Raw genomic sequence first — 15394 nt, 5'->3', positions numbered from 1 at the left:
CTTTATTTGCACCATCATTTGCACCATCCGTTTTTTACGAATGGGACAATCGGCCACGGCGGGGTCGTCAGCGACCCGTGCTGGTCGTAAGATGGGAGCCATTCTTGCGGCGTTTGCCCCTTGGTCGGCCAGCCGTGGTCAGGGTTTTGTTTTAACGAGAGTGTTTATCTGATGTCATTAACCGAACAAGCCCGCTGGTTCGTGCTGGGGGGCGATCATCTGGTACTGCTCGATCAGCAGGGAGAGGTGCCACAAGGAAGTAAAGCGTGCCTGCCCGCAGCGCTGGCCGGTGCCCGTTTCGAGCGTTTTGATGAGTGGCAGGGGCTGCCCTGCTATCTGCTCGATCTGGGTGATGAGGCCGACACGAGCGCCATGAGCCCGCTGCGCCAGCTGATGGTGGCGGGGGATGAAGAGGGCTTTCGCCTCGCTGGCCGCGCCTGGCAGCTCGTCACCTTTCGGCGTACCCACCGCTTCTGCGGCGAGTGCGGCGCCCCCATGACCCCGAAGGCAGGGGAGTGGGCGCAGGTGTGCCACCATGGCCACACGGCTTATCCGCGCATTTCACCCTGCATTATCGTGGCGGTGCGCAAGGGGCCGGAGATCCTGCTGGCGGCCCATCGCCGTCACTATCAGGCGGACGATCCCATGTATACCGTGCTGGCCGGCTTTGTGGAGGCGGGGGAGAACCTTGAGCAGTGCGTAGCGCGGGAGGTGTTCGAGGAGAGCGGCATCCGGGTGCGCAATGTGCGCTATGTGGCGAGCCAGCCCTGGCCCTTCCCCCACAGCCTGATGATGGGCTTTACCGCCGACTACGAGAGCGGCGAAATCCGGGTGCAGGATGACGAACTGGTCGCTGCCGATTTCTTTACCGCCGACCGCTTGCCGCGTTTGCCGCCCCACGGCACCATCGCCCGGCGGCTGATCGAGCGTTCGCTGGCGGGCGAGGGGTAACGAGGCGCTTATCTTTTCGCCAATCTTTTTGCACTTCTTTTTAAAAACGGGGCGGTCAGGTTTGCGCCCCTTCACATCTTTGCAACCGCGCGCCCATTTGCCACGTTTTGGGCAGTCCGCTTGGCTGGGCAAAGTGGTATTATGGCCGCCATTTTATGCGTGATACGAACTCAGGAACTGGGATGAAAGAGCTGAAGAACGATCGATACCTGCGCGCTTTGCTGCGTCAGGACGTGGATATGACCCCGGTATGGATGATGCGCCAGGCTGGCCGTTATCTGCCGGAATACAAGGCGACTCGCGCCCAGGCGGGGGATTTCATGTCCCTGTGCCGCAATGCCGAGCTGGCCTGTGAAGTCACCCTGCAGCCGCTGCGCCGCTACCCGCTCGATGCCGCCATCCTCTTCTCCGACATCCTCACCGTGCCCGATGCCATGGGGCTGGGGCTCTACTTCGAGCAGGGTGAAGGCCCGCGTTTCGAGCGTCCGATCACCTCCATGGCCGACGTGCAGGCGCTGCCCATTCCGGATCCGGAAGATGAGCTGGGCTACGTGATGAATGCGGTGCGCACCATCCGCCGTGAGCTCAAGGGCGAAGTGCCGCTCATCGGCTTCTCCGGCAGCCCCTGGACCCTGGCCACCTACATGGTGGAGGGGGGCAGCTCCAAGGCATTTACCAAGATCAAGCAGATGATGTACGCAGAGCCGCAAACCCTGCACCTGCTGCTCGACAAGCTGGCCGACAGCGTGATTGCTTACCTAAACGCCCAGATCAAGGCGGGTGCCCAGGCGGTCATGGTGTTCGACACCTGGGGCGGCGTGCTCACTCCGCGCGATTACCGCGATTTCTCCCTGCAGTACATGCACAAGATTGTCGATGGCCTGATCCGCGAGCACGACGGTCGCCGCGTGCCGGTCACCCTGTTCACCAAGAACGGCGGTCAGTGGCTGGAGCAGATTGCCGCCACCGGTTGCGATGCGCTGGGTCTGGACTGGACCACCGACATCGCCGACGCCAAGCGTCGGGTCGGCGACAAGGTGGCGCTGCAGGGCAACATGGATCCCTCCATGCTCTACGCCACTCCGGCTCGCATCCGTGAAGAGGTCGCATCCATTCTGGCCGGTTTCGGTCACGGTAATGGTCACGTCTTCAACCTCGGCCACGGCATCCATCAGGATGTGAACCCGGAACACGCTGGTGTGTTCGTCAACGCGGTACACGAGCTCTCCGCCCAGTACCACGGTCGCTAAGGCCGGGGCGAGAGAAGAAGAGTGTGTTTGATATCCGGGGCCGTCAGGCCCCGTTTTACATTAAAAAATGGCGCTGCGACGACGAGAGCGTGGCGCCCGTGCAGGAGGCAAGATGAGCAGCAAGTCACTGGATTGGGGTATCGATCTTGGCGGTACCAAGTGTGAATGCGTGGTGCTGGATGGCGACGAGGTGCTGCTGCGCCACCGCATCCCCACCGAGCGTGCCGGCGGTTATGACCATATGATCGGCCAGATCGCCAAGCTGGTAGCTGAGTGCGCCGAGAAGATTGGCCAGCGCCCGGCCGTCATCGGCATGGGCACCCCCGGCGCGCGGGATCCACAGACCGGCCTGATGAAGAACTGCAACACCACCGAGCTCAACGGCAAGCCGTTCAAGGAGGATCTGGAGCGCAAGCTGGGCATGCCGGTGCTGATCGCCAACGACGCCAACTGCTTCGCGCTGGCAGAAACCCATCTCGGTGCAGTGCGCCAGCACCATCCCGATGCGAAAGTGGTGTTCGGCATCATCATGGGCACCGGGGTCGGCTCCGGCATCGTCATCAACGGCCGCATTCTCAACGGTCATCACGGCATCGCCGGTGAGTGGGGCCACAACGTGCTTTCCCCCGATGGTCCCGAGTGCTACTGCGGCAAGCGCGGCTGCGTCGAGACCCTGATCAGCGGCCCGGCGCTGGAGGCCTGGTACGAGGCCAAGGCCAAGCGCCACCTCTCGCTCGCCCAAATCGCGGCCGCCACGGCTCACGATCATGTGGCCAAGCTCACCATCGACCGGCTGCATCTGCTGTTTGGTCAGGCGCTGGCCAACGTGGTCAACATTCTCGACCCGGATGTGATCGTCATCGGTGGCGGGGTGGGCAATGTGCAGAGCCTTTACAGCGCCGGGCGGCAGACAATTTTGCCCTTCCTCTTTAATCCCCGCTTCGCAACCCCCATTATTGCTCCTGCCCTTGGTGACAGTGCCGGGGTATTCGGGGCCGCACTGCTGGCCCGCGGTGAATTCAAGGAGGCCCTGCTGTCGTAGCCTGGGCTCCCGGGCGGCCGGTGTGCCGCCCTGTTGCTGGTTCAAGGAAACGGATTCTCGATGATCAAGATTGCCATCAATGGTTACGGGCGGATCGGTCGCAACGTGTTGCGAGCCCTCTATGAAAGCGGGCGCGACAAGACCATCAAGATCGTCGCCATCAACGAGCTGGCGGCCCCCGAAGCCATGGTGCACCTGACCCGTTACGATACCAGTCACGGTCGCTTCCTCCATCCGGTGCAACTGGCGGGCAACAGCATGCTGGTGGGGGAGGATCTCATCTCCCTGTTTGCCGAGCGGGATCCGTCAAAGCTGCCGTGGCGGGCGCTGGGGGTGGACGTGGTGCTCGATTGTACCGGGGTATTCGGCTCGCGGGCCGATGCCGAGCTGCATCTGGCGGCGGGGGCGGGCAAGGTGCTCTTCTCCCACCCGGCGGATGCGGATGTGGATGCCACCGTGGTCTACGGGGTCAACCATCATACCCTCACCGGAGCGGAGCGGATCGTCTCCAACGCCTCCTGTACCACCAACTGCGTGGTGCCGGTGATTGAAACATTGCATCGAGAATTCGAGATAAATTGTGGTACTATTACGACAATTCATTCGGCCATGCATGATCAGCAAGTCATCGATGCCTACCACAGTGACTTGCGCCGAACCCGCGCTGCCAGTCAGTCCATCATTCCGGTGGACACCAAGCTGGCAAAGGGGCTGGAGCGTATCCTGCCCCACTTCGCCGGCAAGTTCGAGGCGATCGCGGTGCGGGTGCCGACCATCAATGTAACAGCGATGGATCTCAGTATTACTGTTCGTAAAAAAGTGACAGTTACTGACGTAAATCAAGCCCTGCAACGGGCATCCAGAGGTACATTACACGGTATTCTGGATTACACGGAAGAACCGCTGGTCTCCGTAGACTTCAATCATGATGCACACTCCTGCATCATTGATGGTACCCAGACCCGGGTGAGCGATGCCAACCTCGTCAAGATGTTGATGTGGTGCGATAACGAATGGGGCTTCGCAAACCGGATGCTGGATACCACCCGGGCCATGATGGCCGCAGGCTGAGCCTGCCCCGGGCGAAAGGTTACTGTTTTTAACATTACCTGGAAAATATAGAGGACTGAATATGTCTGTTATCAAGATGACTGACCTGGATCTGGCGGGTAAACGCGTTCTGATCCGTGCTGACCTGAACGTACCGGTAAAAGACGGCAAGGTCACCTCCGATGCACGTATCGTTGCGACTCTGCCGACCATCAAGCTGGCTCTGGAAAAGGGCGCCAAGCTGATGATCACCTCCCACCTGGGTCGTCCGACCGAGGGTGAATACAACGAAGAATTCTCCCTGGCTCCGGTTGTCAACTATCTGAAAGACGCTCTGTCCTGCCCGGTTCGCCTGGCCAAGGATTACCTGGATGGCGTAGAAGTCGCTGCCGGTGAGCTGGTTGTGCTGGAAAACTGCCGCTTCAACAAAGGCGAGAAGAAAAACACCGAAGAGCTGGCCAAAAAATACGCCGCCCTGTGTGACGTCTTTGTAATGGATGCGTTCGGTACTGCTCACCGCGCCGAAGGTTCCACCTACGGTGTGGCACAGTTCGCACCTGTTGCTTGTGCCGGTCCGCTGCTGGCGGGTGAACTGGAAGCCCTGGGCAAAGCCATGCTGAAGCCCGAGCGCCCGATGGTTGCCATCGTTGGCGGCTCCAAGGTCTCCACCAAGCTGACCGTTCTGGAATCCCTCTCCAAAATCGCTGACCAGCTGGTTGTCGGTGGTGGCATCGCCAACACCTTCATCGCTGCTGCCGGTCACAACGTCGGCAAGTCCCTGTGCGAGCACGACCTGATCGACACCGCCAAGAAACTGGCTGCCGAGACCAACATTCCTGTGACCACCGACGTGGTTGTAGGTGCCGAGTTCTCCGAGTCCACTCCGGCGACCATCAAGTCTGTTAACGATGTGACCGACGGCGACATGATCTTCGACATCGGCCCGGATTCTGCCAAGGCTCTGGCTGACATCATCATGAACGCCAAGACCATCCTGTGGAACGGTCCGGTCGGTGTGTTCGAGTTCGACCAGTTTGCTGAAGGCACCAAGGTTATCGCTGAAGCCATCGCTGCTTCTCCGGCCTTCTCCATCGCTGGCGGTGGCGACACCCTGGCTGCTATCGACAAGTTCGGCATCGCTGACAAAGTCTCCTACATCTCCACTGGCGGCGGCGCCTTCCTGGAGTTCGTAGAAGGCAAGGTACTGCCGGCTGTTGCGATTCTGGAACAGCGCGCCAAAGCCTAATTGACCCGGAACGGGGGGCAAAAGCCTCCCGTTTCGTTTATCATGTGCCCGCTGTGCCGGTTCATGATGAACCCCCCATTTTTTATTAACGGCATACGAGACAGGACGATTAAACATGTCTAAGAAAATTTTCGACTTCGTAAAACCCGGCGTGATCACTGGTGATGACGTTCAGAAAGTGTTCGCCATCGCTAAAGAGAACGGCTTTGCTCTGCCGGCCGTAAACTGCGTTGGTACCGACTCCGTGAACGCCGTACTGGAAGCTGCCGCCAAGGTTAAAGCGCCGGTTATCGTTCAGTTCTCCAACGGTGGTGCAGTGTTCACCGCCGGTAAGGGTCTGAAGCTGGAAGGTCAGAAAGCTGCCATCCTGGGTGCCATCTCTGGTGCCAAGCACGTTCACGCTGTTGCCGAAGCCTACGGTGTGCCGGTAATCCTGCACACCGACCACGCTGCCAAGAAGCTGCTGCCGTGGATCGACGGTCTGCTGGAAGCGGGCGAGAAGCACTTTGCTGAAACCGGCAAGCCGCTGTTCTCCTCCCACATGCTGGATCTGTCCGAAGAGTCTCTGGAAGAGAACATCGACATCTGCTGCGAGTACCTGACCCGCATGGCCAAGATGAACATGACTCTGGAGCTGGAACTGGGTTGCACCGGTGGCGAAGAAGACGGCGTCGACAACAGCCACATGGATCAGTCCGCTCTGTACACCCAGCCGGAAGATGTTGCTTACGCTTACGAGCGTCTGTCCAAGATCAGCCCGCGTTTCACCATCGCTGCCTCCTTCGGTAACGTACACGGTGTATACAAGCCGGGTAACGTCAAGCTGACCCCGTCCATCCTGGACGCTTCCCAGAAGTACGTTTCCGAGAAGTTTGGCGTTCCAGCCAAGTCTCTGGACTTCGTATTCCACGGTGGTTCAGGTTCCACTCTGGAAGAGATCCGCGAGTCCATCTCCTACGGCGTAGTGAAGATGAACATCGACACCGACACCCAGTGGGCAACCTGGGAAGGTCTGCTGAACTTCTACAAGAAGAACGAAGCTTACCTGCAAGGCCAGCTGGGTAACCCGGAAGGCGCCGACAAGCCGAACAAGAAGTACTACGATCCGCGCGTATGGCTGCGTGAAGGTCAGACTTCCATGATCGCTCGTCTGGAGAAAGCATTCTCCGACCTGAACGCCATCGACGTACTGTAATTCGTTACCGCACCTTGATTGCATGAAAAGGCGCCCTTCGGGGCGCCTTTTGCATTTCTGTGATCCGCACCGGTTGGTGAGTGGAGGGGGAACTGGGTATTATCGAAACAACTTTGCTTATTTTATTAAACAATTTGCAACCAAGGCAGGATGCTGAGTATGCAGGCAGGAAAGCACAACGGATATCAGGAGCACGTCGCCTCCTACTACGCGGCCACCCGCAACGACTCGCAACAGTGGCCCGAGCTGGAGGGGGAGCACAAGGCTGACGTCTGCATCATCGGCGGCGGCTTTACCGGTCTCAATACCGCCATCAATCTGGCTGATGCCGGTTACAAGGTCGCCTTGCTGGAGGCCAACCGTATCGGCTGGGGCGCCTCCGGGCGCAACGGCGGCCAGCTTATTCGCGGTATCGGTCACGATACCAGCCAGTTCGCCCGCTGGATTGGTGAGGAAGGGGTGCGCGAACTCGACCTGATGGGGCTGGAGGCGGTGCAGCTGGTGCGCGAGCGGGTTGAGCGTTTCAATATCGACTGCGACCTCACCTGGGGTTACTGCGATCTGGCCACCCGTCAGCGCCATCTGGCAGGTTTCGAGGAGGATCTCGACCATCTGGCGAGCCTTGGCTATGAGCACGAACTCAAGCTGGTGCCGCGCGAAGATATCCATAGCGTGGTGGGGTCGGATCGCTATATCGGCGGCCTCATCGACATGGGCTCAGGCCATCTCCATCCCCTCAATCTGGCGCTCGGCGAGGCGCGCGCCGCAGCCAGCCTCGGGGTTTCCCTGTTTGAACACTCCAGAGTGACCCATATCGATTACGGCAAGCAGGTTGAAGTGACCACCGCCCACGGCCGGGTCACTGCCGACTATCTGGTTATCGGCTGCAACGCCTATCTCAACGACCTCAATCCGGAGCTGGGCGGGCGGGTGCTGCCGGCCGGCTCCTACATCCTTGCCACCGAAGTGCTGGATCGCCGCTTGCGCCAGCGCTTGCTGCCGCAAAACATGGCGGTGTGCGATCAGAACGTGGCGCTCGACTACTACCGTCTCTCCGCCGACGGTCGCCTGCTGTTTGGCGGGGCCTGCAACTACTCGGGAAGGGATCCCCGCGATATCAAGGCCTTCATGTTGCCCAAGATGCTGCGGGTCTTCCCCGAGCTGGCTGGCACCGCCATCGAGTTTCAGTGGGGCGGGATGATCGGGATTGGCGCCAACCGGCTGCCGCAGATTGGCCGATTGAAGGCTCACCCCAACGTGCTCTACGCCCAGGCCTACTCGGGTCACGGCCTCAATGCCACCCATATGGCGGGCAAGCTGGTAGCCGAGGCGATCCGCGGCGAGAGCCGTGGTTTCGATCTCTTCGCCAGCGTGCCCCATATCACTTTCCCGGGTGGCCCGGCGTTGCGCTCCCCGCTGCTGGCGCTGGGGATGCTGTGGCACCGGATGAAGGATATCTTCTGACCCCCATTGTCAGCCTGCGCAGTGCTGGCTGAACGTGGCCCCTTTTTGCCAACCCCTTGTTTATAGCGGGTTGGCACTATCGTTCCGCCTGATAGACCAAAAGATGCATTCGTGCCAATCCCTTCCGGTTGGCGCTATCTTTTAGGTGTGAGTGCGGTTATCTGCCAAGGGGACGAGGGTGTGTCTGCTTGCCGGAATAGTTGCCGAAAAGGGGCCGAGGACGGGGGGAGGAGGGCCAAGATGGAGATAAATGTGGTCGCGTCAGGCGGGCTCAGCCCGCTGGCGCAACGGCAGGGTTCTCGCGCCGTGCAGGCACAGGAGAGGGCTGCAACTTCACCATCAACGGGCAGTGACAGCCTGGTGCGCGATCTTGGCGCCGTGCTGGATGAGCTGGGGCTGTCACCGCAAGGGGAGAGCAGCGGCGGTGGCACTGTTTCAATCAGGGACTCGCTGGAAGCGTTCATCAACACCATGATGGGCTCCCTGCAACAGCAGCAGGAGCAACAGCTGGCATTGCAGCAACAACAGCGGCAAGAGCAGGAACAGCGCAAACTCGCCATCGCCGACAGCAGCGAAAACCCGCTCAAGCGGGATCTGGAGCGCCTGCTGGAGACGCTGGATCAGCAGGGCGGACAGGGAAAAGAGAGCGAGCAAGGGGTCGAAAGCGAAGCGGTGAACCCCTTGCAGAGCCAGCTGACCAAGCTGCTGGAGAGCAGCGGTGCGGCAGAGAGCGGGGTCACCCTCAAGGAGGTGCTGTCAGGGTTGGCCAGCAAGTTGCCGAGCGAAACCGCCGAGCGAAAAAGGTATCGGGTCGATACCCAGATTTGAGCTGGTTGGCAACGGCAGTCCAGTCGTTGCAGTGCGTAAGGGGCGGGCAGCCCTTTATTGGGCCGGTTCCGCCAGCCGCCACCCCTGTTCGTCCTTCATCATCCACACCTCGGCCTCTTGTGGCAGCACCTGGCCCGCCTCGAACTCGCCATATTTGCGCTCGAGCTCCATCAGCCCCATCTCCTGCTGGAAGGGGCCAACCCGGTCGTAGACCAGGTCCTCGTCGTGCAACACCTGCAACTGATCGAGCCCCTGCTTGAAGTGGAGCTGGTAACTCACCTTGACCAGATAGACCCCCTCCATCCGCTCCTCCTTGCCGAGGATGGTGAAGTCGCTGATATCGAACAGGTTGGCGTCTGTCTCGGCCAGCAGCTTGGCGGTGACCTGCTGGCGGATATCCTCTTCACCGGGCCCTGCACTGCAGCCATAAAGCCAGAGGGCTAGCAGGGGGATGAACCACTTTTTCATCAAAACTCCGGACAAGTGCAAAACGAGAGGGGCGATTGTGCCACGCGAATGCGCGGCGGCAAACCTCGGCTCACGGTTCCAGTGAACGTTCCAGCACGATGGCCTCGGCCCGATAACCAGCCAGCTTGCGGCGATAGCACTCGGTGAACCCTCTGCGCAGCCAGAAGGATAGAGCACTCTCATTGCTGGCAATCACTGACAGGCGAAGCCGGGTAGCCCCCCATGAGCTTGCCAGCGTGCAGGCGTGAAGATAGAGCGACTGACCACGGCCACTCCCTTGCCAGGGTTCCCCCACCAGTAACAGACCCAGATAGGCGGTGTCTGGATTGGGATAGCAGCGCAGCAGATCAATGACAGCGGTGAGTTCTCCCTGCTCCCAGCGGCCGATGAGATGTTTGTCGGAGAGAGACAGGCCGGATGGGCAGGCGACAAGTTCCTCTTCTCCTGCCTGTGCAGAGAGAGGGTCATTGCTCACCGCCGCCTGATAGGAGGGGGCCTGCTCGAACAGCCGCTGCAAGGCAGGTGCATCGCTTGTCTGCAGGCGACGCAACTCAGTGTGCATCACTTACCATCTCGAGATGTTTGGCAAAGGGGATAGGCCCCATAAAACCGGTGACCCGCTGCCCTGTCAGCTCCTTGCCCTCGCGGTCGAAGAAGATCAGGGTCGGCAGGCCCAGCACATTGAGGGTATTGAGCAGCTCGATATCGGCATCGTCGTTGGCGGTGACATCCGCCTGCAGCAGCACCATCTGGCCGAAGCGCGCCCTCACCGCCGGGTCGCTGAAGGTCTTGTGCTCGAACTCCTTGCAGGCGACGCACCAGTCGGCGTAGAGGTCAAGCAGCACCGGCTTGCCGCGGGCGGCGGCCAGCTGCACCTTGAGATCATCCAGCGTCTTGATGCGGATAAACTGCGGCGCCGTTTGACCGGCATCCGCCGTGATGGCAGCAGGGGTGGCCGGTTGCAGCAGATCCTTGCCCACTACCACGGCGCTGATCATCGCCAGCAACAGCACGAAGCCGCGTACGCTCTTGGCCACCGAGTGGGGCTGGTGCTGGTTGTGGTGATAGAGATAGCCGCACAGCAGCAGCCCCCAGCCGAGCCAGGCGAGAGTGGCAATCTGATCGCTCCAGAGCCGTGACAGCAGCAGGATCGGCACCGCCAGCAGGGCAAAGCCAAACAGCTGCTTGATCACATCCATCCAGGCGCCTGCTTTGGGCAGCAGCTTGCCACCCGAGGTGCCGAGCAGCAGCAGCGGTAGCCCCATCCCCAGTGACAGCGCATAGAGCGCCGCCCCGCCGAGCCAGAGATCGCCGCTATGGGCCACGTAGATCAGCGCCCCCGAGAGCGGCGCCGTGGTGCAGGGGGAGCAGACCAGCCCGGAGATCATCCCCATGATGGCGACCCCGACCACAGAGCCGCCCTGCTGGCGGTTGGAGAGGCCGGAGAGACGGGTTTGCAAACTGCTCGGCAGTTGCAGGGTATAGAGTCCGAACATGGAGAGGGCCAGCAGCACGAACATCACCGAGAGGGCGATCAGCACATAGGGATGTTGCAGCGCCGCCTGGAATTTCAGCCCCGCGGAGGCGACCACCAACCCCAGCAAGGTGTAGGTGACCGCCATCCCCTGCACATAGACCATGGAGAGCAGGAAGGCGCGACCGGTAGAGAGGCGATGGCCGGCACCGGCGATGATGCCGGTCAGAATGGGATACATGGGGAAGACGCAGGGGGTGAAGGCGAGCCCCAGCCCCAGTGCGAAGAAGGCGACGATGCTGAGCCAGAACCCCTGATTGCCGAGGGCAGCGGCCAGCTGATCCTGCTGGCTAACCGGTGCGACACTTTGTGCCGTATCAGCAGTGGACGCTGTGGTTGCCGTGACCAGCGGGGCCACATCGATCAGCTTGTCGGTCGGCGGATAGCAGAGGCCTTCGGTACAGCCCTGATAGCGCACCCGCAGGGTGGCATTTTCCCCCACCTCCTTTAGCGGCACCACGATGCTCACCTGCTGGTAGTAGACCCGGGTCTTGCCGAAGAAGTCATCCTCGTGCTCGGTGCCTTCCGGCAGGGGCGGCTCGCTGAAGGTGAGGTTGTTCCCCTTGAAGCGCAGGCTGTGGCGATAGAGGTAGTAGTCGTCGGCGATGTGGAGGGTCAGCAGCAGCTGATCGCCACGCTGTTCGCTCTCGATCTGAAAGGCCTCATCGACCTGCAAAAATTTGGGCTTGGCATTGGCTTCAATGCCCAGCGAGCTGAGCAGATCGGCGCCGCTGGCGTGGGCAGGGGAGCTGCCCACCGCTGTCATCAACAGGGCACAGAGCAGCAGCAGGGGAGAGAGCAAGCGGGTGAACGTCATGAGGTCTCCCCATTGAGCCAGTCGAGATAGGCAGGTAGTCCGGCACTTACCGGCAGGGCCAGCAGCTCGGGCACCTCATAGGGGTGATTGGCTTGAATACATGCCTGTAGCTCGGCAAAGCGCGATTGGCGGGATTTGATGATGAGCTGGATCTCGGTGGCGCGCTCCACCTTGCCTTGCCAACGATAGACGGAGGTGACGCCCGGCAGTTGATTGATGCAGGCGGTCAGTCGCTGGTTCAGCAGCTGTTCGCAGAGAAGGTCGGCACTGGTTTGATCTGGGCAGGTGCAGAGCACCACAATGGCGTCGGTCATAAAGCGGATCTTCACCTCGTTGGGGTAAACCGGGCAGGCGCCCTTGCCGTCTCATCCCTGTCTGCGGATGAAGGTGAAAAAAGCGCCCGAAAATCAGCGGCTACTATACCCCAGAGGCGCTTCAAATAGCATCTGTAGCCATTTGTGAGCCAGCGCCAAAAATTTGTGGGGGGCATGAGATAGACGCTGTCATGGGGACAGGGCAGAATGAGCGGGCTTGTTCCCAATTGACGTAAGGAAATGTATGACCCAACAGAATGAGCAGCAGAGAAACCGCATGTTGAGCCTGCTGCGCGAAGGTGAGCGCCGCATGTTGGTTCAATTGGCCGGGCTGCTGCGCACGACCGCCGATGAAATCAATGCCGAGCTGGAGAAAGAGGAGCTGATGGCCACCCTGGAGCAGCCCATCACGGTGGAGTATCTCAACGGCGTGGTGCAGCACCATCTGTTCGAGCGCAAACACAAGGGAGATATGGCGGTTGCCCAGCAGATCCTGAGCGATTATCAGAGCGAGCTGGAAGCGCTGCAGGCCGCTCAGGCCCAGCCTGAAGAGGCTGTCGCTGCCGACGAGAGCGGCGAAGAGCTCAAGGCCCAGGCTTGAGCGACGGGCAGGCCTGAATCCTTACCTCTGAATCAGCCGGCCTGCCAGCGCTGATCCCTCTTTCGGCCCCATCATGTCTGCCATGATGGGGACGTGTCGTTTCTTCTGTAGTCTTTCCTTGTTGCCCTTCACTTCTCGGTTTCAATCCAACGGATTCGTGCCTTAGCGCGCCTCTTGTGGCATGCCGTGCGGCACTTCGCGGGGGATGGGGAACACCTTGTCATAGCCCCAGTTGTAGACGAAGGCATAGATCAGGTAGAAGACGACGAAGCCCAGATCCAGCACCAGCGCCTCCAGCAGGCTGACGCTCAGCCACCAGGACATGACCGGCAGCGCGACGATCAGCAGACCGCCCTCAAAGCCGAAGGTATGCAGCACCCGTTGCCACAGGGTCTTGTGGGTATGGCCCTGATATTTCAGCAGCAGCTTGTCGACCCCGATGTTGTAGATGTAGTTCCAGACGGTGGCCAGCACCGAGAAGAACAGTGCCAGCGGGCCCATATGGTTGAGCCCGACCCCGGTAACCCAGCTGGCCAGCGGGGCGGCAATCAGCAGGCCAATAAATTCAAAGCCAATGGCATGGCGCAGGCGATCGTTACGGGTACGCATAAGTCACTCTCTCAATCAGGTTCATTCACGAATTGTTGGTTAATCTATAGATCTTTAGCGATAGATTCATGTTGGTATCCATCGCTAAAATAGATGGATGAGAGAGCTTGCCGGAGGGCCATAAGATGACGCCATCATTGGAACAACTGAGGATCTTGCTGGCGGCCGCCGAAACCGGCTCGTTTTCCGCTGCCGCCCGCAAGCTGGGCAAGGCACAGTCGGTAGTGAGCAGCGCCATCGCCAATCTGGAGATCGATCTGGCGCTCACCCTGTTTGACCGCAGCGGTCGCTATCCGCAGCTGACGGAGGCGGGGGCGCGCATGGTGCAGGAGGCGGGGATCCTGCTGGCGCAGAGTGAACGATTGCAATCCATTGCCGGGGAGCTGGCGGCCGGAGTGGAGACGCGCCTCACTCTGGCCATCGATGATGACTCCCACCTCCCCTGGCTCGGCACCCTGCTGGAGGAGTTCGCCACTCGTTACCCGACCGTGGAGCTGGAGCTGCTCTTCCCGTTGATGGAAGATGTGACCGAGATGCTGGTGACCGGTCGGGCCCAGCTCGGCATCAGCTATCAGAAGGTGCATCCCCAGCGGGAGATTGTCGCCCGTTCGCTGGGGGAGGTGACCATGCCGCTGGTGGTGTCACCGGATCATCCGCTGGCGCGCAAGCAGCCGCTGCGGGAGGTCGATCTGCAGGGGGCACGCCAGCTGATGGTCACCGGCCGACGGGAAGGGAGCGAGCGCCAGCGTTTTCGCATCTCGGCTCAGGTGTGGTGGGTCGAGGGGGATCTCGGGGTGCTGGAACTGGTCAAGCGGGGTCTTGGCTGGTCCGCCATTCCGGAATTTCTGCTGCATCAACCGCTAAAGCGGGGTGAAGTGGTGGTGCTGGAGCCGGACTTTATCGCCAGCCACGCACTGGCGCTGGAGTTGCAGTGGCATCGCGCCCGCCCGCTGGGGCAGGCGGGGCGCTGGCTGAAGGAGGCACTGCTGGCGCGGGTGCCTCGCTAGCCGACCTTACTCTGTCAGGGCGTAAGGCAGGGGTTGCAGGGTGAGGCGGGAGCCTTCGTCCTGCTTGAGGCGGAATAGGGCGTCAGCCTCGGTATCTTTCGGCAGTACGGCGGTGAGCCACACCTGCCCGGCCTGTTGCCAGGCGTTGAGCACCATGCCGCTACGGCGCCAGTTGTCACCCAGTTGCAGCTCAAGGGTATCGCCGCTGGCGACCTGCTCGCCGGTAGTGCCCGCCAGCAGGAACAGGGCGCGGTTGTTGGCGCCGCGATACTTGGCGCGGGCAACCGTCTCTTGCCCCATGTAGCAGCCCTTGTTGAAGCTGATGCCGTCCAGTGCCTGCAGGTTGAGCATCTGCGGGATGAACTCCCCCTGATGCACCGCTTCCATGTGTGGCAGGCCCGCCTTGATCTCGAGCCCCCACCAGAGTGACTCGTCACCTTGTGGCAGGGCGTCGGCTTGCTGATTGCTCACCAGTAGCCAGCGATCCTGCTCAATCTTCACCGCCATGCCGCCGTCGATAAGACCGCTCTGCAGAAGGCCAAACTGCGCGGCGATCCAGCCATCGCTGCCCGTACCGGCGATCCCGGTAGCGTGACGTTCGTCTGCGGCGATCTCGACCTTGGAGAAGACGGCAAATTTCTTCAGCTCCGGCAACTGACGTTCCAACACTGAAGGGCTGGTCAGCAGCAGCAGACTGTCGTCGAGGCAGAGCAGGCGGAAATTGCTCCACAGCTTGCCCTTGGGATCACAGTGGCCACCCGGGGTCTGTTGCCCCGGTTGCAGGGCGTTGACATCACAGGTGACCTGACCTTGCAGATATTTGGCGCGATCCTGGCCGTTGATACGGGTGATGGCCAGCTTGGTCAGGGGGAAGCGGGTCGGCTCGGCAGGAAAAACAGGTGGTTGCAGGCTCACGATGGTATTCCAGAGAGAAAGTATGTGAGCTGCATGGTAAAGACGTAACTAATGTTTGTCAGCCGGAAAATCCAGCTGGTACCATCCCCCGGTCTTTGTAAGG

16 protein-coding genes are annotated in these 15394 nt (G+C 60.7%); 10 read left to right on the top strand and 6 right to left on the bottom strand.

Annotated elements, in window-relative coordinates:
- Nucleotides 1-171: 171 nt before the first annotated feature.
- From nudC to L972_RS04490, 8 genes are all read left to right on the top strand, one after another.
- Nucleotides 172-951, top strand: coding sequence for an NAD(+) diphosphatase (nudC, locus tag L972_RS04525; protein ID WP_047436085.1), 780 nt, complete (start codon nt 172-174; stop codon nt 949-951).
- Nucleotides 952-1133: 182 nt separating this feature from the next.
- Nucleotides 1134-2201 (top strand): uroporphyrinogen decarboxylase, encoded by a 1068-nt coding sequence (gene hemE / locus L972_RS04520; protein WP_005335440.1) that lies wholly within the window; start codon nt 1134-1136, stop codon nt 2199-2201.
- A gap of 112 nt (nt 2202-2313) precedes the next feature.
- Complete coding sequence (locus L972_RS04515; protein WP_047436083.1) at nt 2314-3243, top strand: ROK family protein; 930 nt, start codon at nt 2314-2316, stop codon at nt 3241-3243.
- A gap of 60 nt (nt 3244-3303) precedes the next feature.
- Nucleotides 3304-4314, top strand: coding sequence for an erythrose-4-phosphate dehydrogenase (gene epd, locus L972_RS04510; RefSeq protein ID WP_047436081.1), 1011 nt, complete (start codon nt 3304-3306; stop codon nt 4312-4314).
- A 61-nt stretch (nt 4315-4375) separates the two neighbouring features.
- Entirely contained in the window at nt 4376-5539 is a 1164-nt protein-coding gene (locus L972_RS04505) for a phosphoglycerate kinase (RefSeq protein WP_005340965.1), read from the top strand.
- A gap of 115 nt (nt 5540-5654) precedes the next feature.
- Nucleotides 5655-6734, top strand: a complete 1080-nt coding sequence (gene fbaA, locus L972_RS04500) for a class II fructose-bisphosphate aldolase (RefSeq protein ID WP_005340963.1) — start codon at nt 5655-5657, stop codon at nt 6732-6734.
- A gap of 159 nt (nt 6735-6893) precedes the next feature.
- Nucleotides 6894-8198, top strand: coding sequence for an NAD(P)/FAD-dependent oxidoreductase (locus L972_RS04495; protein ID WP_139714615.1), 1305 nt, complete (start codon nt 6894-6896; stop codon nt 8196-8198).
- A gap of 240 nt (nt 8199-8438) precedes the next feature.
- Nucleotides 8439-9026: a hypothetical protein gene (locus L972_RS04490; protein ID WP_047436078.1), complete on the top strand. Its 588-nt coding sequence runs from the start codon at nt 8439-8441 to the stop codon at nt 9024-9026.
- A gap of 54 nt (nt 9027-9080) precedes the next feature.
- Here the strand turns inward: L972_RS04490 and L972_RS04485 are convergent, their stop codons facing one another.
- The 4 genes from L972_RS04485 to cutA form a co-directional block, all read right to left on the bottom strand.
- The gene (locus L972_RS04485) at nt 9081-9494 is read right to left on the bottom strand and encodes a hypothetical protein (RefSeq protein ID WP_042080037.1); all 414 of its coding nucleotides are present in this window, start codon (nt 9492-9494) and stop codon (nt 9081-9083) included.
- A gap of 70 nt (nt 9495-9564) precedes the next feature.
- Complete coding sequence (locus tag L972_RS04480) at nt 9565-10056, bottom strand: GNAT family N-acetyltransferase (RefSeq protein ID WP_047436076.1); 492 nt, start codon at nt 10054-10056, stop codon at nt 9565-9567.
- Nucleotides 10046-11845 (bottom strand): protein-disulfide reductase DsbD, encoded by a 1800-nt coding sequence (locus L972_RS04475; protein ID WP_047436074.1) that lies wholly within the window; start codon nt 11843-11845, stop codon nt 10046-10048. The genes L972_RS04480 and L972_RS04475 overlap by 11 nt, the downstream gene beginning before the upstream one ends.
- Complete coding sequence (gene cutA, locus L972_RS04470; RefSeq protein WP_047436072.1) at nt 11842-12159, bottom strand: divalent-cation tolerance protein CutA; 318 nt, start codon at nt 12157-12159, stop codon at nt 11842-11844. Before cutA ends, L972_RS04475 begins: the two co-directional genes overlap by 4 nt.
- 244 nt (nt 12160-12403) lie before the next feature.
- Here cutA and L972_RS04465 point away from each other — a divergent pair, with 244 nt between their 5' ends.
- Nucleotides 12404-12760 (top strand): hypothetical protein, encoded by a 357-nt coding sequence (locus L972_RS04465; protein ID WP_047436071.1) that lies wholly within the window; start codon nt 12404-12406, stop codon nt 12758-12760.
- A gap of 162 nt (nt 12761-12922) precedes the next feature.
- On the opposite strand, the gene L972_RS04460 is transcribed toward L972_RS04465, so the two are convergent.
- A complete protein-coding gene (locus L972_RS04460; protein WP_047436069.1) occupies nt 12923-13369 on the bottom strand; it encodes a PACE efflux transporter in 447 nt (148 codons plus the stop codon).
- A gap of 125 nt (nt 13370-13494) precedes the next feature.
- On the opposite strand from L972_RS04460, the gene L972_RS04455 reads away from it, so the two are divergent.
- Nucleotides 13495-14376 (top strand): LysR family transcriptional regulator, encoded by an 882-nt coding sequence (locus L972_RS04455; protein WP_042080104.1) that lies wholly within the window; start codon nt 13495-13497, stop codon nt 14374-14376.
- 6 nt (nt 14377-14382) lie between these two features.
- Here L972_RS04455 and ygfZ read toward each other — a convergent pair whose 3' ends face one another.
- Nucleotides 14383-15291, bottom strand: a complete 909-nt coding sequence (ygfZ, locus tag L972_RS04450) for a tRNA-modifying protein YgfZ (protein ID WP_047436067.1) — start codon at nt 15289-15291, stop codon at nt 14383-14385.
- Between the last annotated feature and the right edge of the window lie 103 nt (nt 15292-15394).

Source organism: Aeromonas sp. ZOR0001, from assembly GCF_000801015.1.
Lineage (GTDB): Bacteria > Pseudomonadota > Gammaproteobacteria > Enterobacterales > Aeromonadaceae > Aeromonas > Aeromonas veronii.
This window is presented reverse-complemented; position numbering and strand designations above follow the sequence as displayed.